This window comes from Burkholderia sp. IT-111MI5 (assembly GCF_949752865.1).
Taxonomy (GTDB): domain Bacteria; phylum Pseudomonadota; class Gammaproteobacteria; order Burkholderiales; family Burkholderiaceae; genus Burkholderia; species Burkholderia pyrrocinia_C.
On record NZ_CATKIF010000066.1, the window covers coordinates 388,762 to 411,192 of the forward strand.

The 22,431-nt window shown below is 67.1% G+C and carries 18 protein-coding genes; 1 reads left to right on the forward strand and 17 read right to left on the reverse strand.

Annotated elements, in window-relative coordinates:
- Window positions 1-111: 111 nt before the first annotated feature.
- Window positions 112-2,910 (reverse strand): preprotein translocase subunit SecA, encoded by a 2,799-nt coding sequence (gene secA, locus ACM6JT_RS31230; protein ID WP_105389882.1) that lies wholly within the window; start codon window positions 2,908-2,910, stop codon window positions 112-114.
- A gap of 255 nt (window positions 2,911-3,165) precedes the next feature.
- On the opposite strand from secA, the gene ACM6JT_RS31235 reads away from it, so the two are divergent.
- Entirely contained in the window at window positions 3,166-3,645 is a 480-nt protein-coding gene (locus tag ACM6JT_RS31235; protein ID WP_034182644.1) for a DUF721 domain-containing protein, read from the forward strand.
- A gap of 77 nt (window positions 3,646-3,722) precedes the next feature.
- On the opposite strand, the gene lpxC is transcribed toward ACM6JT_RS31235, so the two are convergent.
- The 16 genes from lpxC to rsmH all read right to left on the reverse strand — a co-directional run bounded on the left by lpxC (window position 3,723) and on the right by rsmH (window position 22,419).
- Window positions 3,723-4,640: a UDP-3-O-acyl-N-acetylglucosamine deacetylase gene (gene lpxC, locus ACM6JT_RS31240; RefSeq protein ID WP_105389884.1), complete on the reverse strand. Its 918-nt coding sequence runs from the start codon at window positions 4,638-4,640 to the stop codon at window positions 3,723-3,725.
- Window positions 4,641-4,880: 240 nt separating this feature from the next.
- Complete coding sequence (locus ACM6JT_RS31245; protein ID WP_217588323.1) at window positions 4,881-5,387, reverse strand: peroxiredoxin; 507 nt, start codon at window positions 5,385-5,387, stop codon at window positions 4,881-4,883.
- Between the two features lie 188 nt (window positions 5,388-5,575).
- Window positions 5,576-6,772: a cell division protein FtsZ gene (ftsZ, locus tag ACM6JT_RS31250; protein WP_006477012.1), complete on the reverse strand. Its 1,197-nt coding sequence runs from the start codon at window positions 6,770-6,772 to the stop codon at window positions 5,576-5,578.
- A 111-nt stretch (window positions 6,773-6,883) separates the two neighbouring features.
- Window positions 6,884-8,116: a cell division protein FtsA gene (gene ftsA / locus ACM6JT_RS31255; protein ID WP_034182640.1), complete on the reverse strand. Its 1,233-nt coding sequence runs from the start codon at window positions 8,114-8,116 to the stop codon at window positions 6,884-6,886.
- A gap of 26 nt (window positions 8,117-8,142) precedes the next feature.
- Complete coding sequence (locus ACM6JT_RS31260) at window positions 8,143-8,895, reverse strand: cell division protein FtsQ/DivIB (protein ID WP_034182639.1); 753 nt, start codon at window positions 8,893-8,895, stop codon at window positions 8,143-8,145.
- Between the two features lie 19 nt (window positions 8,896-8,914).
- On the reverse strand, window positions 8,915-9,856 hold the full coding sequence (locus ACM6JT_RS31265; RefSeq protein ID WP_034182638.1) for a D-alanine--D-alanine ligase: 942 nt from the start codon (window positions 9,854-9,856) through the stop codon (window positions 8,915-8,917).
- 1 nt (window position 9,857) lies between these two features.
- Window positions 9,858-11,255 carry a UDP-N-acetylmuramate--L-alanine ligase gene (gene murC / locus ACM6JT_RS31270; protein ID WP_034182637.1) on the reverse strand — a complete coding sequence of 466 codons (1,398 nt, stop codon included), beginning with the start codon at window positions 11,253-11,255 and terminating at the stop codon, window positions 9,858-9,860.
- A complete protein-coding gene (gene murG, locus ACM6JT_RS31275; RefSeq protein ID WP_175750259.1) occupies window positions 11,252-12,355 on the reverse strand; it encodes an undecaprenyldiphospho-muramoylpentapeptide beta-N-acetylglucosaminyltransferase in 1,104 nt (367 codons plus the stop codon). Before murG ends, murC begins: the two co-directional genes overlap by 4 nt.
- The gene (ftsW, locus tag ACM6JT_RS31280; protein WP_034182635.1) at window positions 12,352-13,635 is read right to left on the reverse strand and encodes a putative lipid II flippase FtsW; all 1,284 of its coding nucleotides are present in this window, start codon (window positions 13,633-13,635) and stop codon (window positions 12,352-12,354) included. Before ftsW ends, murG begins: the two co-directional genes overlap by 4 nt.
- Window positions 13,632-15,143 (reverse strand): UDP-N-acetylmuramoyl-L-alanine--D-glutamate ligase, encoded by a 1,512-nt coding sequence (murD, locus tag ACM6JT_RS31285; protein ID WP_131947298.1) that lies wholly within the window; start codon window positions 15,141-15,143, stop codon window positions 13,632-13,634. The genes ftsW and murD overlap by 4 nt, the downstream gene beginning before the upstream one ends.
- A 28-nt stretch (window positions 15,144-15,171) precedes the next feature.
- The gene (gene mraY / locus ACM6JT_RS31290; protein ID WP_006477019.1) at window positions 15,172-16,341 is read right to left on the reverse strand and encodes a phospho-N-acetylmuramoyl-pentapeptide-transferase; all 1,170 of its coding nucleotides are present in this window, start codon (window positions 16,339-16,341) and stop codon (window positions 15,172-15,174) included.
- A gap of 16 nt (window positions 16,342-16,357) precedes the next feature.
- Window positions 16,358-17,764: a UDP-N-acetylmuramoyl-tripeptide--D-alanyl-D-alanine ligase gene (locus tag ACM6JT_RS31295; protein ID WP_131947299.1), complete on the reverse strand. Its 1,407-nt coding sequence runs from the start codon at window positions 17,762-17,764 to the stop codon at window positions 16,358-16,360.
- Window positions 17,761-19,299, reverse strand: a complete 1,539-nt coding sequence (locus ACM6JT_RS31300) for a UDP-N-acetylmuramoyl-L-alanyl-D-glutamate--2,6-diaminopimelate ligase (protein WP_131947300.1) — start codon at window positions 19,297-19,299, stop codon at window positions 17,761-17,763. The genes ACM6JT_RS31295 and ACM6JT_RS31300 overlap by 4 nt, the downstream gene beginning before the upstream one ends.
- Window positions 19,296-21,143, reverse strand: a complete 1,848-nt coding sequence (locus ACM6JT_RS31305; RefSeq protein ID WP_034182631.1) for a peptidoglycan D,D-transpeptidase FtsI family protein — start codon at window positions 21,141-21,143, stop codon at window positions 19,296-19,298. Before ACM6JT_RS31305 ends, ACM6JT_RS31300 begins: the two co-directional genes overlap by 4 nt.
- Complete coding sequence (gene ftsL / locus ACM6JT_RS31310; protein WP_009694564.1) at window positions 21,140-21,481, reverse strand: cell division protein FtsL; 342 nt, start codon at window positions 21,479-21,481, stop codon at window positions 21,140-21,142. Before ftsL ends, ACM6JT_RS31305 begins: the two co-directional genes overlap by 4 nt.
- Window positions 21,478-22,419, reverse strand: a complete 942-nt coding sequence (rsmH, locus tag ACM6JT_RS31315) for a 16S rRNA (cytosine(1402)-N(4))-methyltransferase RsmH (RefSeq protein WP_034182630.1) — start codon at window positions 22,417-22,419, stop codon at window positions 21,478-21,480. Before rsmH ends, ftsL begins: the two co-directional genes overlap by 4 nt.
- Window positions 22,420-22,431: the final 12 nt, after the last annotated feature.

A 22,431-nucleotide genomic window follows, 5' to 3' on the forward strand; every position in this document is an offset into this window, starting at 1 on the left:
ACGCCGGCATCGATTGGAAGAACCGGCGGCCGCACGCGCGGGCCGCCGCAACTCACATCACTCACTCGAAGCTGCGAACGAAGCGGCGCGCGTGACGCGCGCCGCCGTCGATCATGACAGCTTCCCGTGACAGTGCTTGTACTTCTTGCCGCTGCCGCACGGGCACGGATCGTTGCGGCCGACCTTCGGCTGCTCGCCGCCGGGGCCGCTGTGGGCCATTGCGCTGCCGACCATGTCGGCCGTCGCAGCAGCAGCCGCAACGGCTGCCCCGCCGGCCACCGGTGCGGCGGCTTCAGCGAACTCGGCGTGCTGGTACTCGACGTTCTCGAGATGGCCGCTGCGCTCCTCGATCTGCTCGGCCGCTTCCTCGAGCTGCTCCGGCGACTGGATCTGCACGTTCATCACGATCCGCGTGACTTCCTGCTTGATCGCGTCGAGCATCGCGGCGAACAGCTCGAACGCTTCGCGCTTGTATTCCTGCTTCGGGTTCTTCTGCGCATAACCGCGCAGGTGGATGCCCTGGCGCAGGTGATCGAGCGCCGCAAGGTGTTCGCGCCACAGGCGGTCGACCGTCTGCAGCATCACCGAACGCTCGAACGCGCTGAACGATTCGCGGCCGACCATCGCGACCTTTGCGTCGTACTGCTCGTCGGCGGCCGTCGTCACGGCGTCGAGAATCTCCTCGGCCGTGATCGACGTCGACTCGTTCACCATTTCCTGGATCGCGAGGTCGAGCTGCCAGTCGTTGCGCAGCGCTTCCTCGAGCTCGGGCACGTCCCACTGCTCCTCGATGCTGCCTTCCGGCACGAACTGGCGGACGACTTCGGTAATCACGCCGTGGCGCATCGCGGTGATCGTCTCGGTGATGTCGTGTGCTTCGAGCAGTTCGTTGCGCTGCTGGTAGATGACCTTGCGCTGGTCGTTCGACACGTCGTCGTATTCGAGCAGCTGCTTGCGGATGTCGAAGTTGCGCGCTTCGACCTTGCGCTGCGCGGATTCGATCGAACGCGTGACGATGCCGGCCTCGATCGCCTCGCCTTCCGGCATCTTCAGGCGATCCATGATCGAGCGCACGCGATCGCCCGCGAAGATGCGCAGCAGCGGATCGTCGAGCGACAGGTAAAAGCGCGACGAGCCCGGATCGCCCTGGCGGCCCGCACGGCCGCGCAGCTGGTTGTCGATCCGGCGCGATTCGTGGCGCTCGGTGCCGATGATGTGCAGGCCGCCCGCGGCCTTCACCTGCTCGTGCAGCGTTTCCCACTCGTCGTGCAGCTGCTGGATGCGGCGCGCCTTTTCGTCGGCCGGGATCGCTTCGTCGGCCTCGATGAACGCGGCCTGCTTCTCGGCGTTGCCGCCGAGCACGATGTCGGTGCCGCGACCGGCCATGTTGGTCGCGATCGTGACGCGCTTCGGACGCCCGGCTTCCGCGACGATCGCGGCTTCACGCTCGTGCTGCTTCGCGTTCAGCACTTCGTGCGGCAGCCCGGCCTGCTTCAGCAGGTGCGACAGCAGCTCGGAGTTCTCGATCGACGTCGTGCCGACCAGCACCGGCTGGCCGCGCTCGTAGCAGTCGCGAATGTCGCGGATCACCGCGTCGTAGCGCTCCTTGGCCGTCTTGTAGATCTGGTCCTGCTTGTCGATCCGCTTCGGCGGACGGTTGGTCGGGATCACGACCGTCTCGAGACCGTAGATCTCGTTGAATTCGTACGCTTCGGTATCCGCGGTACCCGTCATGCCCGCGAGCTTCGCGTACATCCGGAAGTAGTTCTGGAACGTGATCGATGCGAGCGTCTGGTTCTCGCTCTGGATCTTCACGTGTTCCTTCGCCTCGACGGCCTGGTGCAGGCCGTCGGACCAGCGGCGGCCGGCCATCAGGCGGCCCGTGAATTCGTCGACGATGACCACTTCGCCGTTCTGCACGACGTAGTGCTGGTCCTTGTAGAACAGCGTGTGGGCGCGCAGCGCCGCGTACACGTGGTGCATCAGCGTGATGTTCTGCGGCGCGTACAGGCTCTCGCCATCGCCGATCAGGCCCCATTCGGCGAGCAGCCGCTCGGCCTTCTCGTGGCCCGATTCCGTCAGGAACACCTGGCGCGACTTCTCGTCGAGCGTGTAGTCGCCCGGCTTCTCGACGCCCGTGCCGTCGGCCTTCTCCTCGCCGATCTGGCGCTCGAGCAGCGGCGGCAGCGCGTTCATCCGCACGTACAGTTCGGTGTGATCCTCGGCCTGGCCCGAGATGATCAGCGGCGTGCGCGCCTCGTCGATCAGGATCGAGTCCACTTCGTCGACGACCGCGAAATTCAGTGCCCGCTGCACGCGCGCGTCGGTCTCGTAGACCATGTTGTCGCGCAGGTAGTCGAAGCCGAACTCGTTGTTCGTGCCGTACGTGATGTCCGCCGCGTAGGCCTGCTGCTTCTGGTCGTGCTCCATGCCGGACAGGTTGATGCCGACCGACAGACCGAGGAAGTTGTAGAGGCGCGCCATCCATTCGGCGTCGCGCTGCGCGAGATAGTCGTTGACGGTCACGACGTGCACGCCGCGCCCGGCCAGCGCATTCAGGTACACGGGCAGCGTCGCGACGAGCGTCTTGCCTTCGCCGGTGCGCATTTCCGCGATCTTGCCGTAGTGGAGCACCATGCCGCCGATCAACTGCACGTCGAAGTGCCGCATCTTCAGCACGCGACGGCTTGCCTCGCGGCAGACCGCGAACGCTTCGGGCAGCAGTTTGTCGAGCGACTCGCCGGCCGCGACCCGCTGGCGGAATTCATCCGTCTTGCCGCGCAACTGGTCGTCCGTCAGCTTCTCGATCTGCGTTTCGAGCGCATTGATCGTCGTGACGGTCTTTTGGTATTGCTTGACGAGCCGCTGGTTGCGGCTGCCAAAAATTTTCTGGAGAAAACCGGTTGTCATCGGATCGGATCCTGCGTCGCAGCACCGGCGTCCGGCGCGTGTTGCGCGCCTCGACGCCCGAGCCTCGGCGGCTTAGCGAATTAGTGGACTCAAACGGTGAATTTTAGCACGCGGGGGCGCGTGCGCCCGCGTCTCGGCCGGACGGGCATTGCGCGCCGAGGCCGGGCGGACGGGGCGAAAGCCGCCCGTGCACGGGCCGGCGCGGGTACAATCGGCGTCAACGTCCGCGCGCGTGCGCGCCCGAAGAATGCCTCGATGAACCGATTTTCCAAGCGTTTCGGCCCGCTCGCCGCGCATCGCCCGCAACCCGTGTCCGAAGTGCTCGGCCGCACCGACGCGTTCACCGCGCTGCGCGCCGGCGTCGAGCAGATCGCGTCGCTGCAGCGCGATCTGTCCGCGCTCCTGCCCGACTATCTTGCGAATCATGTCGAACCGGGCTTCGTCAAGGACGGCACCCTGACCCTCTTTGCCGCGCACAATGCGCTGGCCGCGCGGCTGCGGCAGGTCGAGCCGCGGCTGCTCGGCGATCTCCAGAAGCGCGGCTGGCCCGTCGCGACGCTGCGCGTGCGCGTGCGTCCGAAGGACGCGCCCGAGCCGCCGCACGTGAAGCAGGCGCGGATGACCTCGGTCGGTGCCGCCGCATTGCGCGACCTCGCCGACCACCTCGAACCGTCGCCGCTGCAGGCCGCGCTCGCGAGGATGGCGGCCCGGCACGGCGCGAAATCGCCGCGCTGAGCGCGCCGCCGGCGGCGGCCTGCCAATAAAAAAAACGGCCCGCAGGCCGTTTTTTTATCGCTGGTGCCGAACGCCGGTCAGGCGAACGCAGTCTGCGCGTCGAACGCGAAGCCGCTCGGCGCGGCCTGCGGATCGTCGAACGTGACGATCTCGTATGCGTCTTCGTGCGCGAGCAGTTCGCGCAGCAGCGCGTTGTTCAGCCCGTGCCCCGACTTGTACGCGGTGTACGACGCCAGCAGCGGATGGCCGACCACGTACAGGTCGCCGATCGCGTCGAGCATCTTGTGCTTCACGAACTCGTCGTCGTAGCGCAGCCCGTCGTTGTTCAGGATCCGGTACTCGTCGAGCACGATCGCATTGTCCATGCTGCCGCCGCGCGCCAGGCCGAGCTCGCGCATCATTTCGACTTCATGGGCGAACCCGAACGTGCGCGCACGCGCGATCTCGCGCACGTACGACGTGTTCGCGAAATCGACCTCGAGTTCCTGGCCGGTCTTGTCGACGGCCGGGTGACGGAAGTCGATCGTGAATTTCAGCTTGAAGCCGAAAAACGGATCGAGACGCGCGAACTTGTCGCCATCGCGGATTTCAACCGGCTTCGTCACCTTGATGAACCGCTTCGGCGCGTTCTGCTCCTCGATGCCGGCGGACTGGATCAGGAACACGAAGGACGCGGCGCTGCCGTCCATGATCGGGATTTCCTCGGCCGTCACGTCGACATACAGGTTGTCGATGCCGAGCCCCGCGCACGCCGACATCAGGTGCTCGACGGTCGACACGCGCGCGCCATCCTTCTGCAGCACCGACGCGAGCCGCGTGTCGCCGATCGACATGGCCGATGCGGGAATATCGACGGGCGTGGGCAGGTCGACGCGCGAGAAGACGATGCCCGTGCCGGGCGCCGCCGGACGGAGCGTCAGTTCGACCTTGCGGCCCGAGTGCAGACCGATACCCACGGTCTTCACGATCGATTTGATGGTGCGCTGCTTCAGCATGGTGTTCTTCGTCTTGATTGAAGATATCAATCAGGAGTTATATTCGATAGATGGGATTATAGCGTAATTCCCTATTCAACGCTGTTTGAAACTGCGTATCAATCTGTTTCGGCAGTTTACCCGCGCCGATACGGGACGGGCCGATGCCCGGAACGGAGGCGTTTCCGGTCATCAGCCCGTGTTACAACCGTCCTGAGGCTGGTGAGCAGCGTTGCCGGCAGGCAACGGCGCACCGCACGATCAGGACGTCAACGTCGCGAGAACACTCGCCGCATCGCTCACTTCGAATTTGCCCGGCGCCTCGACGGCCAGCGTCTTGACCACACCGCCGTCAATCACCATCGCATAGCGCAGGGAACGAATTCCCATGCCACGCGCGGACAAATCCTGCGTCAGCCCCAGCGCATGAGTGAAAGCCGCGCTGCCGTCCGCCATCATGCGCACCTTGCCCGCGGTGTGCAGATCACGTCCCCATGCGCCCATCACGAATGCGTCGTTGACGGACACGCACCAGATCTCGTCGATACCCGCCGAGCGCAGTTGCTCGGCGTGTTCGACGTAGCCCGGTACATGCTGCGCCGAGCAGGTCGGCGTGAAAGCGCCCGGCAATCCGAAGATCACCACCCGCTTTCCCGCAACCTGGTCGCGCACGCTGAAGGCATTCGGCCCCAGCGTGCACCCTTCGCGCGCGTCGTCGATGAACTCGAACAACTGCACGTCGGGCAGCGCGTCGCCCACTTGAATCATGGCTGGTCCCTCATAGCGATACGGTTTTTCGGCGTGTTGCGGACAGCACGGCCCATCCCGCCCCGCCGAAGCGAAGAGGGCACGTTTCCCGGCCCGGCGTCGCATCCGACGCGGCCTGTCGTGGTCCGCAGCATCCGTCACGCCGGCGATACCGCGGCGAATCCGCCGCGGCTTCGCCTGTGTTTGCGTCAGTCAGCCTGCTTGCGCAGGAAAGCCGGGATGTCGTAGGTGTCGACACCCTTCTCCTGCAGCGCCTGCACGTGCGATGCCGCGGTTTCGCGCGAGTTGCGCCACACCGCCGGCGTATCGAGCGCGCCGTAGTCGGCCGTGCTGACGTGATGCGGTTGCGCATAGCCATGCGACACCGCGCTGACCGGCTGGTTGTCCGTACCCGTGCGCAGCAGCGTCATCGGAGCCGACTGCTGCTTCTTCGCCGCACGGCCCAGACCCGTTGCCACGACCGTCACGCGCAACGCATCGCCCATTGCGTCGTCGTACACCGCACCGAAGATCACCGTGGCATCTTCCGCCGCGTAGCTCTTGATCGTGTTCATCACTTCGCGCGTTTCCGACAGGCGCAGCGAACGGCTCGACGTGATGTTGACCAGCACACCGCGCGCGCCCGACAGATCGACGCCTTCGAGCAGCGGGCTCGCCACGGCCTGTTCCGCCGCGAGGCGTGCGCGATCGACGCCGGCGACCGTCGCCGTGCCCATCATCGCCTTGCCCTGCTCGCCCATCACCGTCTTCACGTCTTCGAAGTCGACGTTCACGAGGCCGTCGACGTTGATGATTTCGGCGATGCCTGCGACCGCGTTGTTCAACACGTCGTCCGCGCACTGGAAGCACTTGTCCATCTCGGCGTCGTCGCCCATCACGTCGAACAGCTTGTCGTTCAGCACGACGATCAGCGAGTCGACGTGATCCTCCAGTTGCTGCGAACCTGCTTCGGCGACGCGCATCCGCTTGCCGCCTTCGAACTCGAACGGCTTGCTGACGACACCGACCGTCAGGATGCCCATCTCTTTCGCGATCTGCGCGACCACCGGTGCCGCGCCCGTGCCCGTACCGCCGCCCATGCCGGCCGTAATGAACACCATGTGCGCGCCGCGCAGTGCGTCGGCGATGCGCTCGCGCGCTTCTTCCGCTGCCGCACGGCCCATTTCCGGCTTCGCACCGGCGCCGAGGCCCGTGTTGCCAAGCTGGATCACCGACGATGCACGCGAACGCGACAGCGCCTGGGCGTCCGTGTTCATCACGATGAAGTCGACGCCCTGCACGCCGCGGTTGATCATGTGCTGGACGGCATTGCCGCCAGCGCCGCCAACGCCGACCACCTTGATGATGGTGCCGTTGGTCTCGGTTTCCAGCATTTCGAATTCCATGTTGCCTCCGTCAAGAGAATGACTGCTAATCGGCCGTTATTCGGCAGGAGATCGGGCAACCCCCTGTCGCGCGCCAGCCGCCGGCACCAGCGCGAATTTCGATTCGGTTCGTCAGAAATTGCTCAGGAACCATTCCTTCATCCGCGAGAACACCTGCCCCGCGTTGCCGGACTGCACGGCGACCTTGCGGCCGCGCATGCGCTGAGCACTGCCTTCGACGAGCAGCCCCATCGCCGTCGAGTAGCGCGGATTGCGCACGACGTCGGAGAGGCCGCCTGCATACTCCGGCGCGCCGATGCGCACCGGTTTCAGGAAAATGTCTTCGCCGAGCTCGACCATGCCCGGCATCATCGCGGCACCGCCGGTAATGACCACGCCGGAGCTCAGCAGTTCTTCGTAACCCGACTCGCGCACGACCTGCTGCACGAGCGAGAACAGTTCCTCGACGCGCGGCTCGATCACGGCCGCGAGCGCCTGGCGCGACAGCGTGCGCGGGCCGCGTTCGCCGAGGCCCGGCACTTCGACCATCTCGTCCGGATCGGCGAGCGCCTGCTTCGCGATCCCGTAGCCGACCTTGATGTCTTCCGCATCCGGCGTCGGCGTGCGCAGCGCCATCGCGATGTCGCTCGTGATCTGGTCACCGGCGATCGGAATCACCGCGGTGTGGCGGATCGCGCCTTCGGCGAAGATCGCGATGTCCGTCGTGCCGCCGCCGACGTCGACCAGCACCACGCCGAGATCCTTCTCGTCTTCCGTCAGCACGGCCAGCGACGACGCGAGCGGCTGCAGGATCAGGTCGTTCACTTCCAGCCCGCAGCGGCGCACGCACTTGACGATGTTCTGCGCGGCGCTCACCGCGCCCGTCACGATGTGCACCTTCACCTCGAGGCGGATGCCGCTCATCCCGATCGGCTCGCGCACGTCTTCCTGGCCGTCGATGATGAATTCCTGCGTGAGGATGTGCAGCACCTGCTGGTCGGTCGGGATGTTGATCGCCTTCGCGGTCTCGATCACACGCGCGACGTCAGTCTGCGTGACTTCCTTGTCCTTGATCGCGACCATCCCGCTCGAGTTGAAGCTGCGGATGTGGCTGCCCGCGATCCCCGTGAACACGTTGGTGATCTTGCAGTCGGCCATCAGCTCGGCTTCCTCGAGCGCGCGCTGGATCGACTGCACGGTGGCCTCGATGTTGACCACCACACCTTTCTTCAGACCCTTCGACTCGCTCTGGCCGAGGCCGATCACCTCGTAGTGACCCTCGCCTTTCAGCTCGGCGACGATGGCCACCACCTTCGACGTGCCGATGTCGAGGGAAACCAGCAGATCCTTGTAGTCTTTGCTCATAAAGTGCTCTTGCGTGTGATCTCTCGTTACTTCTTGCGCTTGTCGGTATCGGTCAGGAACCGCATGCCTGCCGCGCGAATCGCGAATCCGTTCGGATAGCGCAGGTCCGCGTACTCGATGTCGTTGCCCCAACGCTCCGTGACGGCCGGCCAGGCCGCGACAAGGCGCTGGCTCCGGTCATGCAGCGTGTCGCTGTTGCGTTCCTTGCCCAGCTCGACCTGCATGCCGTTCGACAGCTTCACCGTCCACGCGTACCGCGCCGACAGCGTCACTTCTTCCGGCGCCGCCTTCAGCGGCGCAAACCATTTCCCGAAGTCGCGATACCGCGTGACGACTTCCTTCGCACTGCCCTCCGGGCCGTCGAACGCCGGCAGTTCCTTGTCCAGTTCGCCCTGGTTCGCGGTGAACAGCTCGCCGTCGACGCTCACGAGCTGGTCGCTGCCCCAGGTCCCGAGCGGTTTGTACTCCTCGAGCGTGACAGCCAGCGCATTCGGCCACACCCGGCGCACGCTCGCGTGCCGCACCCACGGCATCTGCTCGAACGCGGCGCGCGCCGTATCGAGATCGACCGTGAAGAAATTGCCCTTCAGCCGGCCGACCACGCCCGCGCGCACCGTCGGCGAGTTGATGTGCTCGGTGTCGCCGTCGATCCGGATTTCCCGCAGCGCGAACGTCGGGCGCTGGATCAGCCAGTAGCAGCCGGCCGCCGCCAACACGAGCAGCAGCAGCGCGTACAGCGCGCTGGCGGCAAGGTTGAGTTGGCGAACGTTGTTCCACATACGTCGTTTCGTTCCTGCGTCAGTCGTTGAGCGTGAGCGACAGCACCTTCACGACCAGCTCCGAATAGCTGATGCCGACCGCGCGCGCGGCCTTCGGCGGCAGCGAATGGTCGGTCATCCCGGGGGCCGTGTTCACTTCCAGGAAATACGCATTGCCGGCCGCGTCGAGCATGAAATCCGCGCGGCCCCAGTCGGTGCAGCCGAGCACGTCGAACGCGCGGCGCGCGATGCGCTTCAGCTCCGCTTCCTGTTCGGCCGGCAGGCCGCACGGGATCAGGTACTGCGTATCGTCGGCAACGTATTTCGCGTGGTAGTCGTAGAACTCGCCCGCCGGCACGATCTTGATCAGCGGCAGGTCGAGATCGCCGGCGATGCACGCGGTGTATTCGCCGCCGCCCTCGATGCTCTTCTCGACGATCACGATCTTGTCGTGCGTCGCGGCTTCCTGCAGCGCGGCCGGCAGCGCGTCGGCCGTCTTCACCTTCAGCACCGCGACGCTCGAGCCTTCGCTCGCCGGCTTCACGAACAGCGGCAGGCCGAGCTTCGCGACGATTTCCGGCGCGCGCGCCGCGAGATCGTCGCCGCGCATCACCGTCTCGAACGGCGGCGTCGGCACGCCCGTCTGCTGCCACACGAGCTTCGTGCGGAACTTGTCGAGACCGAGCGCCGACCCGAGCACGCCGCTGCCCGTGTAGCGGATCCCGTAGAAATCGAGCGCGCCCTGGATCTGACCGTTCTCGCCGTAGCCGCCGTGCAGCGCGTTGAACGCGCGCACGAAGCCTTCGTCTTTCAGCGCCGACAGCGGCCGCTCGGCCGGGTCGAACGGATGCGCATCGACGCCCGCGTCACGCAGGCCCTGCAGCACGAGGCGGCCCGAGGTGAGCGACACCTCGCGCTCGGCGGATTCGCCGCCGAACAACACCGCCACCTTGCCGAAACGTTTCGGATCGATCCCGCTCATGTCATGCCTTCTGTTGTGTGTTCTGCACGAGCTTCGCCGGCACGCCGCCGATCGAACCCGCACCCATCGTGATCACCACGTCGCCGTTCCGCGCGACCTTCGCCAATGCATCCGGCACGTCGTCGACCGTCGCGACGAACACCGGGTCAACCTTCCCCACCGCGCGCAGCTCGCGCGACAGCGCGTCGCCGTTGGCCGTTGAAATCATGGCCTCGCCGGCCGCGTAGACTTCCGTCAGCACCAGCGCATCGACCGTCGACAGCACGTTGACGAAATCGTCGAAGCAGTCGCGCGTGCGCGTATAGCGGTGCGGCTGGAACGCCAGCACGAGGCGGCGGCCCGGAAACGCGCCGCGCGCGGCCGCGATCGTCGCGGCCATCTCGACCGGATGATGGCCGTAATCGTCGATCAGCGTGTACTGGCCGCCGTCCGCGGTCGGCACCTCGCCGTAACGCTGGAAGCGCCGGCCAACGCCGTTGAATTCCGCCAGCGCCTGCTGGATCGCGTCGTCCGCCACGCCGAGGTCGGTCGCGATCGCGATCGCCGCGAGCGCGTTCTGCACGTTGTGCAGGCCCGGCATGTTCAGCACGACCGCGAGCGGTGCGCGCCCTTCGCGGATCACCGTGAAATACATCCGGCCGTCGCGCGCATCGATGTCTTCCGCGCGCACCTGCGCGTCCGGCGACAGGCCGTAGCGCACGACCGGCTTCGAGATGAACGGGATGATCTGCCGCACGTTCGGATCGTCGACGCACACGACCGCGCTGCCGTAGAACGGCAGGCGCTGCGTGAATTCGATGAACGCCTGCTTGAGCCGCGCGAAATCGTGGCCGTAGGTGTCCATGTGGTCGGCGTCGATGTTCGTGATGACTTCGATCACCGGATACAGGTTCAGGAACGACGCGTCCGACTCGTCGGCCTCGGCGACGATGAAGTCGCCCGTGCCGAGCCGCGCGTTCGCGCCGGCGCTGATCAGCCGTCCGCCGATCACGAAGGTCGGATCGAGGCCGCCTGCCGCGAGCACGCTCGCGACGAGGCTCGTCGTCGTGGTCTTGCCGTGCGTGCCGGCGATCGCGATCCCCTGCTTCAGGCGCATCAGTTCGGCGAGCATCACCGCGCGCTGCACGATCGGCACGCGCTGGTGGCGTGCGGCCAGCACTTCCGGGTTGTCCGAACGCACGGCCGTCGACACGACGACCGCGTTCGCGCCCTCGATGTTCGCCGCGTCGTGGCCGATCGCGATCCGCGCGCCGAGCGCCTGGAGACGATCGGTCACCGCGTTGCGCGACAGGTCCGAGCCGCTGACCTCGTAGCCGAGGTTGACGAGCACTTCGGCGATGCCGCTCATGCCCGCGCCGCCGATCCCGACGAAATGAATGTGTTTGACGATATGTTTCATTGCAATATTTCCAGGTTCGCGCCGGCCACCTTCGCGCAAACGCGCGCGACTTCATCGGTGGCCTCGGGCTTCGCCAATGAGCGCGAACGCTCCGCCATGTCCGCGAGCGACGCCCGCGTCTGGCCGCGCAGCCAGTCGGCGAGCAAATCCGCCGACAGGTCGCGTTGTTGCACCAGCACCGCCCCGCCCGCATCGGCGAGGAACGCGGCGTTGGTCGTCTGGTGATCGTCGACCGCGTAAGGGAACGGCACGAACAGCGCCGCCACGCCCACCGCCGCGATCTCCGACACCGTCATCGCGCCCGAGCGGCAGATCACGAGATCCGCCGCCGCATACGCGGCCGCCATGTCGTCGATGAACGGCACGAGCCGCACGTCATCGCCGGCCGTGAAACCGGCCGCTTCGTAATTCGCCTTCAGCGCGTCGATATGCTTCGCGCCGGCCTGATGCACGATGCGCGGGTGTTCGCCCGGCGCCAGCAGCGCGAGCGCACGCGGCACGACTTCGTTCAGCGCAGCCGCGCCGAGGCTGCCGCCGACGACCAGCACGTTCAGCGGGCCGCTGCGCGAGGCATAGCGTGCTTTGGGCGCTTCCGTGCGCGCAAGTTCCGTGCGAATCGGGTTGCCGGTCCATTCCGCATGCGGCAGTGCGCCGGGGAACGCGACGAGCACGCGTTTCGCGAATTTCGCGAGCACCTTGTTCGTCAGGCCCGCGATCGAATTCTGTTCGTGCAGCACGAGCGGACGCCCCGACAGCGCGGTCATCACGCCCGCCGGGAACGTGATGTAGCCGCCCATCCCGAGCACGACGTCCGGCCGCACGCGGCGCAGCGCGCCAAGGCTCTGCCAGCATGCGCGCAGCAGGTTGAACGGCAGCGTCAGCTTGGTCTTCAGGCCCTTGCCGCGCAACCCGCCGAACCGCACGTACTCCATCGGAATGCCGTGCTTCGGCACGAGCGTCGCTTCCATCCCGGCCGGATTGCCGAGCCACACGACGCGCCAGCCCGCCGCTTCCATCCGGTGCGCGACCGCGAGCCCCGGGAACACGTGGCCCCCGGTGCCGCCTGCCATCACCATCAGCGTGCGTCGCGAAGAGGTCATACCTTCCCTCCGCGCATCAACACCCGGTTTTCGTAGTCGACCCGCAGCAGCACCGCGAGCGCGACGCAGTTCAGCAGAATGCCGGACCCGCCGTAGCTCACCAGCGGCAGCGTCAGGCCCTTGGTCGGCAGCAGCCCGAGGTTCACGCCCATGTTGATGAACGTCTGCGCGCCGAACCAGATGCCGATGCCCTTCGCCGTCAGCCCGGCGAACGTGCGGTCGAGTGCGAGCGCCTGGCGGCCGATCTCGAACGCGCGGCGCACGATCCAGTAGAACAGCAGGATCACGACCATCACGCCGATGAAACCGAGCTCCTCGCCGATCACCGCGAGGATGAAGTCGGTATGCGCTTCGGGCAGGTAGTTCAGCTTCTCGACGCTGCCGCCGAGGCCGACGCCGAACCACTCGCCGCGACCGAACGCGATCAGCGAGTGCGTGAGCTGGTAGGCCTTGCCCTGCGCGTAGCGCTCGTCCCACGGATCGAGATACGCGAAGATCCGCTCGCGACGCCACGGCGACAGCCAAACGAGCATCGTGAAGGTGCCGACTGCCGTCGCGACGAGGCCGCCGAACAGCTTGCCGTTCACGCCGCCGAGGAACAGCACGCCCATCGCGATCGCGGCGATCACCATGAACGCGCCCATGTCCGGCTCGAGCAGCAGCAGCGCGCCGACGAGGCCGACCGCGCAGGCCATCGGCAGGAAGCCCTTCGCGAAGCTCTGCATGTATTCCTGCTTGCGCACCGTGTAGTTCGCCGCATAGATCGTCACCGCGAGCTTCATGACTTCCGACGGCTGCATGTTCGTGATGCCGAGCGGAATCCAGCGGCGCGCGCCGTTCACGCCCTTGCCGACGTGCGGGATCAGCACGATCACGAGGCTGACGAGCGCGATCAGGAAGAGATGCGGCGCGTACTTGTCCCACGTCGACACGGGCACGCGGAACGCGATCACCGCCGCGATGAACGCGACGACGAGCGATACGCAGTGGCGCATCAGGAACGCGTAATCGTGATACGACGCGTATTTCGGCGAATCGGGCATCGCGATCGACGCCGAGTACACCATCACGACGCCGAGCCCGAGCAGCGCGATCGCCACCCACAGCAGCGAGTAGTCGAAGTCGAGCATCCGCGAGCGGCTCGGGCGCACGCCGTTGACGACGCTCGCGAGGCCGCCCGTCGCGGCGCGCGTGGCCGACGCGACGCGACCGCCCGCGGCGTTGCCGCCGGCATCGCGCCGGTCGTTGAAACGGGAGACGAGGCGATCGGACCAGCTCATGGCGTCGCTCCTTTGTCGATGGCGATTTCGTCGACCGCCGCACGGAACACGTCCGCGCGATGGGCGTAGTTCCTGAACATGTCGAGGCTCGCGCACGCGGGCGACAGCAGCACCGCATCGCCCGGCTCCGCCAGGTCGGCCGCTGCATGCACCGCACCTTCGAGCGTCGCGTGATCGGCGAGCGGCACGCCCGTTTCGGCGAGCGTGTCGCGAATCGCCGGCGCATCGCGGCCGATCAGCATCACCGCGCGGCACCAGCGCGCGACCGGCGCGACCAGCGGCGCGAAATCCTGCCCCTTGCCGTCGCCGCCGGCGATCAGCACGATCTTCTGCGCGAGCCCGTCGAGCGCGGCAACCGTCGCACCGACGTTCGTGCCCTTGCTGTCGTCGACGTAGTCCACGTCGTCGATCGTCGCGATCACTTCGACGCGATGCGCTTCGCCGCGGTATTCGCGCAGCGCGTGCAGCAGCGGCGCAGCCGGCAGATCGATCGCACGCGCGAGCGCGAACGCGGCCAGCGCATTCGCCGCGTTGTGCAGCCCGCGAATCCGCAGCGCGTCGGCCGGCATCAGGCGCTTCTGCGCGATGTCGGGCGTATGCGCGGCGTCGCGCTTGCGCCGGCGGGTCGGCGCCGCTTCCTCCGGCGCGTCGCGATCGACGGCTTCCACCAGCCATGCGATGCCGTTGTCGCGCGACAGCCCGTAGTCGCCGTCCTGGGTCGGCTCGTTCAGGCCGAACGTGACCGTGCGCGGCGCGTCGGCCACGCCCGCTGCCGGCGCGAACTTCATCACGGCCGCGTCGTCGCGGTTCAGCACGCGCGTCGTCGTCGCGCCGAAGATCCGGCCCTTTGCGTGCGCGTACGCGTCGAAGCTGCCGTGCCAGTCGAGGTGGTCCTGCGTGATGTTGAGGATCGCGGCCGCATCGGGCGCGAACGTGCGTGCGGTCTCGAGCTGGAAGCTCGACAGTTCGAGCACCCACACGTCGGGCAGCGCCGTTTCGTCGATCGCGCCCGCGAGCCGGTCGAGCATCGCCGGGCTGATGTTGCCTGCGACGGCGACCTTCTTGCCCGCGCGCTGGCACAGCAGGCCCGTGAGGCTCGTCGTCGTCGTCTTGCCGTTGGTGCCCGTGATCGCGAGCACCTTCGGCTGGTAGCCGCTCGTGCCGAGCGCGCGCAGCGCCTGCGCGAAGAACTCCAGCTCGCCCCACACCGCGATCCCGCGCTCGTTCGCGGCCGCGACCAGCGCCGCGAGCGCCGGCTCGAGCGGCGACAGGCCGGGGCTCAGCCCGACGATCTCGACGCCGCCGTCGAGCAACGCGGGCGCGAACGGCCCGCCGACGAACTCCGCATCGATGCCTTCGGCCTGCAGCGCGGCAAGGTTGGGCGGTGCCTCGCGGGTATCGGCAATCCGCAGCCGGCACCCGTGCCTCGCGCACCATCGCGCGATCGCGAGACCCGATTCCCCGAGCCCCAGTACGAGCACCATCGGCCGTTGCCGATCTCCAAACATCTCGCCAGACATCCTTGTTACCTTTCCTTTACCGCAGCTTGAGGGTGGTCAGACCGAACAGGCACAGCATCAACGTGATGATCCAGAAACGCACCACCACCTGCGTTTCCTTCCAGCCGGACAATTCGAAATGGTGATGCAGCGGCGCCATCTTCAGCAGGCGCCGCCCTTCGCCGTAGCGCTTTTTCGTGTACTTGAACCACGAAACCTGCAGCATCACCGACAGCGTTTCCGCGACGAAGATGCCGCCCATGATGAACAGCACGATTTCCTGGCGCACGATCACCGCGACCGTGCCGAGCGCGCCGCCGAGCGCCAGCGCGCCCACGTCGCCCATGAACACCTGCGCGGGGTGCGTGTTGTACCAGAGGAACGCGAGCCCTGCCCCGCCCATCGCGGAACAGAAGATCAGCAGTTCGCCCGCGCCCGGGATGTGCGGGAACAGCAGGTATTTTGAATACACCGCGCTGCCCATCACGTACGCGAACACACCGAGCGACGCGCCGACCAGCACGACCGGCATGATCACGAGGCCGTCGAGGCCGTCGGTCAGGTTCACCGCGTTGCTCGCGCCGACGATCACGAAGTAGGTCAGCACGATGAAGCCCCACACGCCGAGCGGGTAGCTGATCGACTTCAGGAACGGCAGCATCAGGTCGGCGCGGGCCGGCAGCCCCATCGACAGCCCGCTGCGCACCCACGCCATGAACAGGTCGAACACGCGCACGTTGTTCGCCTCGGACACGCTGAAGGCGAGGTAGACGGCCGCGAACAGGCCGATCACCGACTGCCAGAAATACTTCTCGCGCGACGACATCCCGCGCGGATCCTTGTGGACGACCTTGCGGTAATCGTCGACCCAGCCGATCACGCCGAAACCGAACGTGACGAGCATCACGATCCAGATGAAACGGTTCGTCAGGTCGCCCCACAGCAGCGTCGCGACCGCGATGCCGATCAGGATCAGCACGCCGCCCATCGTCGGCGTACCGGACTTGACGAGGTGCGTCTGCGGGCCGTCCTTGCGCACGGCCTGCCCGACCTTCATTTGCGTCAGCTTGCGGATCACCCACGGTCCGCACACGAGCCCGATCCCCAGCGCGGTGATGGTGGCCATCACCGCCCGGAACGTGAGGTACGTGAACAAGCGCAAAAAGCTTGCGTCTCCTTGCAGCCATTGCGCCAGCGCCAGCAGCATGCTTCCTTCCTTCTACTCAGTGGGCAGCGGGCGTCGCGCCCGCTGCGGGTTGGTTCGTCAGCGCGTCGACCACGCGCTCCATCTTCATGTACCGCGAGCCCTTCACGAGCACCGTCGCCTGCGCGCCGTAGCCCGCCGCGAGCAGCGCCGACACGAGCGCGCCGACGTCGTCGAAATGGCGGGCCGTGTCGCCGTATGCCGTACAGGCATCGCGCGATGCATCGCCGAGCGCGAACAGCGCGTCGATTCCGCGCTCGCGCGCATAGGCACCGATCTCGCGATGGAATGCCGGCCCTTCGTCGCCGACTTCGCCCATGTCGCCGATCACCAGCACGCGCGGCGCCGGATGCGCGGCGAGCACGTCGATCGCGGCACGCATCGAATCGGGGTTCGCGTTGTACGTATCGTCGACGACCGTCGCGCCCGCGAGGCTGCCGGCGATCGCCTGCTTCACCTGCAGCCGGCCCTTGACCGGCTCGAACGATTCGAGGCCCTGCCTGATCGCCGACAGCGCGACGCCGGCGCCCAGCGCCGCGGCCGTCGCGGCCAGCGCGTTGCGCGCGTTGTGCTCGCCGAGCGCACGCAGCCGCACCGTGACGGCGCCGGCCGGCGTGTCGATCGCGAGTTCGCCGCCTTGCAGACGGCCCGTGACCTGCGCTTCGGTCTGCCGGTCGGCATCGTTCAGCGCGAAATCGAGGATCCGGTTGCCCGTCGCCGCGACGCGCCAGATGCCCGCGTACGCATCGTCGGCCGGGAACACCGCGACGCCGTCCGGCGGCAGCGCGTGAATCACGGCCGCGTGTTCGAGCGCGACGGCTTCGACCGTCGCCATGAATTCCTGGTGCTCGCGCTGCGCGTTGTTGACGAGCGCGACCGTCGGCGCCGTGAGGCGCGCGAGGATTTCGGTCTCGCCCGGGTGGTTCATCCCGAGCTCGATCACCGCGAGGCGATGCGCGGCCGACAGGCGCAGCAGCGTCAGCGGCAGGCCGACGTCGTTGTTCAGGTTGCCGGCGGTTGCGAGCCGCGCGTCGGCGCCAACCGCCGCCGCGAAGATCGACGCGATCATTTCCTTGACGGTCGTCTTGCCGTTGCTGCCCGTCACCGCGACGAGCGGCAGCGGGAATCGTTTGCGCCAGCCGTGCGCGAGCGCGCCGAGCGCGGCACGCGTTTCGCCGCCTTCGATCGCCGGCATCGCGAGGCCCGCCGGCACGTGCGCGACAAGCGCCGCGGCAGCACCGCGCGCCGCGACATCGCCGAGGAAGTCGTGCGCATCGAAGCGCTCGCCCTTCAGCGCGACGAACAGGTCGCCCGGGCCGACCGTGCGGCTGTCCGTCGACACACGGTCGAACGTGACGCCCGCGTCGCCGTGAACGGTTGCGCCGGGAATCAGGCGAGCGGCTTCGTCGAGACTGAGCATCGTCATTCGCCGCCCCCCTTGCCGTGCGTCGCTCGCGCTGCCAGCGCGAGCCGCGCGTGATCCTGATCGGAGAACGTACGTTTCTTGCCCATGATTTCCTGCGTCGCTTCGTGGCCCTTGCCGGCCAGCACGACGACGTCCTCGCGTGCGGCGCCGCGCACCGCCTGCAGGATCGCGCTCGCGCGATCCTCGATACGACGTGCGCGAGCGGGCATGGTCATGCCCGCGACGATCTGGTCGATGATGCGCTGCGGATCTTCGCTGCGCGGGTTGTCGCTCGTGACGACGATTTCGTCGGCGAGCCGTTCCGCGATAGCGCCCATCAGCGGCCGCTTCGTCGCGTCGCGGTCGCCGCCGCAGCCGAACATGCAGACGAGCCGGCCGCCGCGCGCCGCCGCGATCGGGCGCAGCGCGTCGAGCGTCTTCTCGAGCGCGTCGGGCGTGTGTGCGTAGTCGATCACGACGAGCGGTTCGTCGTTCTGCAGCCGGCCGCCAAGCCGCTGCATCCGGCCGTTGACGGACTCGAGCCGTTCGATCTCGGCGAGTGCCGCGTCGAACGGCACGTCGGCCGCGAGCAGCGAGCCGAGCACGGCGAGCAGGTTGCTGACGTTGAACGTGCCGAGCGTACCGACTTCGACGTCCGCGTCGCCCCACGACGAACGCAGGCGGAATGCCGTGCCGGTCGCGGTGGCGCGCACGTCGAGCGCGACCAGTTCGCGATCGGCGTCGGGCGCCTGCGCGTCGCCGATCCCGTACGCGATCGTGCGCACGCGGCCGGCCAGCTTCTCGAGCAGGTTTTGGCCGGCTGCGTCGTCGCGGTTGACGACCGCCGCGCGCAGGCCGCGCCATGCGAACAGCTTCGCCTTCGCCGCCTCGTACGCGTCGAACGTGCCGTGATAGTCGAGGTGATCCTGCGTGAGATTCGTAAATACCGCGATGTCGAACGCCGTACCGTTCACGCGCCCCTGATGCAGCGCGTGCGACGATACTTCCATCGCCACGGCCCGCGCGCCCGCGTCGCGCAACTGCGCAAGGCTGCGCTGAAGCTGCGACGCGTCGGGTGTCGTGAAGCCCGTCGGCACGAGCTGGCCTGGCATCCCGCTGCCGAGCGTGCCGATTACCGCGCACGGCTGGTGCAGCGCCGTCAGCGCGGCGGCGATCCACTGCGTGCACGAGGTCTTGCCGTTCGTGCCGGTCACGCCCACAGCGAGCAGGCTGTCGCTCGGGTCGCCGTACCAGCCGCTGGCGATCTCGCCGGCGAGCTGGTCGAGCGCCGGCACCGCGAGCGCGACGGGCACGGCCGGCGCAGCGGCCAGCCCTTCCGGCTGATACAGCACGGCGGCCGCGCCGCGTGCGACGGCATCGGTAATGAAGGCGCGGTTGTCTGCCCCGTCGACTGCATACGCGACAAACACGTCGCCAGCCTTGAGGCTGCGCGTGTCGGCATGCAGTTGCGCGGCGGGGGCCACATGCTGACGCAGCCACGCAAGCGCGGCTGCGATCTGCTGATGCGCCGGATGGGAACTGCGGGCGGCGCTCATCGAACAACTCCTGGTGAATTACGCGTCGTGCTGGACACGATCATATGCTTCGCACCGCCACCCGCGGCCAGCTTTTGCGGCCCCGCTGCGGAAGGTGCTGCCGGCGAATCGTCAGACACGACCAGTTGCTTGATCGGCATGTTCGGCGGCACGTTCAGCGCACGCATCGTGTCGCCGGCGATCGCCGAGAATACGGGGCCGGACACCTGGCCGCCGAAGTGGCTGCCGGCGGTCGGCTCGTCGACCGACACCGCGACGACGATGCGCGGATTCGGCATCGGCGCCATGCCGACGAACGATGCGCGGTACTTGCGCGTATAGCCATGGCCTTCATGCTTGTACGCGGTACCGCTCTTGCCGCCGACGCGATAACCCGGCACGGCCGCATCCGGCGACGTGCCGCCCGGCGCGACCACCGTCTCGAGCATCGCGCGCACTTCGCGCGCGGTGGTCGGGTTGAACACCTGCGTGCCCGCGACCTGCTGGTTGGGGTCGGTCTTGAAAATGGTCACGGGCATCAGCTCGCCGTCGTGCGCGATCGCCGTGTACGCCCGCGCGAGCTGGAACAGCGACACCGACAGGCCATAGCCGTACGACATCGTCGCCTGCTCGATGCGGCGCCAGCTCTTCCACGGCCGCAGGCGGCCGGCCACCGCGCCCGGGAAGCCGACCTTCGGCGCCTGGCCGAGGCCGATGCTGGTATACATATTCCACATTTCCTCGGGCCGCATCGTCATCGCGATCTTCGTCGCGCCGATGTTGCTCGACTTCTGGATCACGCCGCCGACCGTCAGCGTGCCGAAACCCGCGTCGTCGGTGATCGGCGCGCCGTCGAGCACGAAATGCCCGTTGCCCGTCTCGACGAGCGTGTTCGGCGTCACGCGATGCAGGTCGAGCGCGAGCGACACCGTGAACGGCTTCATGATCGAACCCGGCTCGAACACGTCGGTCATGATCCGGTTGCGCAACTGCTCGCCCGTCATGCGCGAGCGGTCGTTCGGGTTGTACGTCGGGTAGTTGACGAGCGCGAGCACCTCGCCGGTGCGCACGTCGACGACCATCGCCGCGCCGGCCTTCGCCTTGAACTTCTCGACGGCGGCCTTCAGGTTCGCGTACGCGATGTACTGGATCTTGCTGTCGATCGACAGGTCGACGTCGGTTCCGTTGTGCGGCGGGATCTGCTCGGCGACGTCCTCGACGATGTGCCCCATCCGGTCCTTGATCACGCGGCGCACGCCCGACGTGCCGGACAGCATCTTCTGGTCGCCGAGCTCGACGCCCTCCTGCCCTTCGTCCTCGACGTTCGTGAAGCCGATCAGGTGCGCGGTGATCTCGCCTTCCGGATAGAAACGCTTGTATTCGTTGCGCTGATAGATGCCCGGAATGTCGAGCGCGGCGACCTTGTCCGCGATGTCGATCGGCACCTGGCGCTTTACGTAGACGAAACCCTTGTCTTGCGACAGCTTCACGCGCAGCTCCTTCGACGTCATGCCGAGGAGCTTGCCGAGCTGGTTGACCTTGTCGGCATCGAGATCGTCCGGCACCGCGTCGGGAATTGCCCAGATTGCGCGCACGGGCAGGCTCGTCGCGAGCACGAGCCCGTTACGGTCGAGGATCTTGCCGCGCGTCGCGGGCAACTCCAGCGTGCGCTGGTAGCGGCTTTCGCCCTGCTTCTGATAGAACGCGTTGCCGGGCCCCTGGATCCAGAACGCCCGCGCGGCCAGCGCGACGAACGCCATGAACAGCATGAACACGACGAGCTTCGAGCGCCACATCGGCAGATGCACGCCCAGCACGGGGCTCGACGTGAATTTCACGTTCTGGCGCTTTTGCGACGGCTTCATCGCGCGCCCCCCTTGCCCTTGCCGGCCGTGTCGGCCGAAGCAGGGATCGGCGCGTCGATCGCCTTCGCGGCGCCCGGCGGCAGCGTCAGGTATTGCGTGCGGCCGGTCGTGATCGGCTGCATCTTCAGCGAATCGTTCGCAAGCTGCTCGATACGCGACGTCTTCGACAGCGCGCTCTGCTGATATTGAAGCTGCGCGTAATCCTGCTGGAGCTGACGCTCCTGCGACTGCGCGCGCTGCAGCTGGATGAAGATCTGCCGCTGCTGGTTCGTCGAGTTGACGACCGACAGCGCGCAGCCCATCACGATGATCAGCAGGAAGATATTGAAGCGGCTCATGGCGTGACGCGCTCCGCAATGCGCATCACGGCGGACCGGGCGCGCGGATTCGCGGCGACCTCCGCTTCACTCGGAAACTGGCGGCTGATGATCTTGAGCGGCGGGCTCGGGAGATCGACGGCACGGATCGGCAGGCGACGATCGACCGCAGGCGCACTGGCGTGCGCCTGCATGAATCGCTTGACGATCCGGTCCTCGAGTGAATGAAAGCTGATGACCACCAGCCGCCCCCCTTGCTCCAGCAACGACAGTGCCGCGTCTAGTACGACTTGCAGGTCCGCAAGCTCTTGATTGACGTGAATCCGTATAGCCTGAAAGGTGCGGGTTGCCGGATCCTTGCCCTTCTCACGGGTTTTGACGACGTGACCCACGATTTGGGCAAGCTCGCCCGTGGTGTCGAGAGGCCCAAGACGGTCGGACTCTGCCCGGCGAGCAACAAGCGCCTTTGCAATCTGAAAAGCAAACCGTTCTTCCCCATAATCTCGTATCACCTCCGTCAATTCCTGCACCGAAGCCCGCGCGAGCCATTCGGCCGCCGACTCGCCACGCGTCGGATCCATTCGCATGTCCAGCGGACCATCGGCACGGAAGCTGAAGCCGCGCGCCGGATCGTCCACCTGCGGCGAGGACACGCCCAGGTCCAGCAACACACCGGACACCTTCTCGACGCCGCGCGCCGCAAGCGCGTCGCGCATCGAAGCAAAGCTGTCATGCACGATCGAGAAGCGCGCATCCTCGATGCCCTGCGCCGTCTCGATCGCCCTCGGATCCTTGTCGAACGCGATCAGCCGCCCGGCCGCCGCCAGCCGCGCGAGCACCGCGCGGCTGTGGCCGCCGCGCCCGAACGTGCCGTCGACATAAACGCCGTCCGGCCGCGTCACGAGCGACTCGACCGCTTCATCCAACAGCACTGTCCGATGCTGCAATTCGTTTCCCATCGCGGGCGTCTC

What these genes read in the sequence shown, in the direction of transcription:
- ACM6JT_RS31300 (WP_131947300.1), bottom strand. Translation starts at nt 19,299, where the DNA reads ATGAGCGCCGCCCGCAGTTCCCATCCGGCGCATCAGCAGATCGCAGCC.
- ACM6JT_RS31295 (WP_131947299.1), bottom strand. Translation starts at nt 17,764, where the DNA reads ATGACGATGCTCAGTCTCGACGAAGCCGCTCGCCTGATTCCCGGCGCA.
- ftsW (WP_034182635.1), bottom strand. Translation starts at nt 13,635, where the DNA reads ATGAGCTGGTCCGATCGCCTCGTCTCCCGTTTCAACGACCGGCGCGAT.
- ftsZ (WP_006477012.1), bottom strand. Translation starts at nt 6,772, where the DNA reads ATGGAATTCGAAATGCTGGAAACCGAGACCAACGGCACCATCATCAAG.
- ftsL (WP_009694564.1), bottom strand. Translation starts at nt 21,481, where the DNA reads ATGAGCCGCTTCAATATCTTCCTGCTGATCATCGTGATGGGCTGCGCG.
- ACM6JT_RS31245 (WP_217588323.1), bottom strand. Translation starts at nt 5,387, where the DNA reads ATGATTCAAGTGGGCGACGCGCTGCCCGACGTGCAGTTGTTCGAGTTC.
- secA (WP_105389882.1), bottom strand. Translation starts at nt 2,910, where the DNA reads ATGACAACCGGTTTTCTCCAGAAAATTTTTGGCAGCCGCAACCAGCGG.
- murC (WP_034182637.1), bottom strand. Translation starts at nt 11,255, where the DNA reads ATGAAACATATCGTCAAACACATTCATTTCGTCGGGATCGGCGGCGCG.
- lpxC (WP_105389884.1), bottom strand. Translation starts at nt 4,640, where the DNA reads ATGCTGAAGCAGCGCACCATCAAATCGATCGTGAAGACCGTGGGTATC.
- ACM6JT_RS31260 (WP_034182639.1), bottom strand. Translation starts at nt 8,895, where the DNA reads ATGTGGAACAACGTTCGCCAACTCAACCTTGCCGCCAGCGCGCTGTAC.
- murD (WP_131947298.1), bottom strand. Translation starts at nt 15,143, where the DNA reads ATGTTTGGAGATCGGCAACGGCCGATGGTGCTCGTACTGGGGCTCGGG.
- rsmH (WP_034182630.1), bottom strand. Translation starts at nt 22,419, where the DNA reads ATGGGAAACGAATTGCAGCATCGGACAGTGCTGTTGGATGAAGCGGTC.
- mraY (WP_006477019.1), bottom strand. Translation starts at nt 16,341, where the DNA reads ATGCTGCTGGCGCTGGCGCAATGGCTGCAAGGAGACGCAAGCTTTTTG.
- ACM6JT_RS31265 (WP_034182638.1), bottom strand. Translation starts at nt 9,856, where the DNA reads ATGAGCGGGATCGATCCGAAACGTTTCGGCAAGGTGGCGGTGTTGTTC.
- ACM6JT_RS31305 (WP_034182631.1), bottom strand. Translation starts at nt 21,143, where the DNA reads ATGAAGCCGTCGCAAAAGCGCCAGAACGTGAAATTCACGTCGAGCCCC.
- murG (WP_175750259.1), bottom strand. Translation starts at nt 12,355, where the DNA reads ATGACCTCTTCGCGACGCACGCTGATGGTGATGGCAGGCGGCACCGGG.
- ACM6JT_RS31235 (WP_034182644.1), top strand. Translation starts at nt 3,166, where the DNA reads ATGAACCGATTTTCCAAGCGTTTCGGCCCGCTCGCCGCGCATCGCCCG.
- ftsA (WP_034182640.1), bottom strand. Translation starts at nt 8,116, where the DNA reads ATGAGCAAAGACTACAAGGATCTGCTGGTTTCCCTCGACATCGGCACG.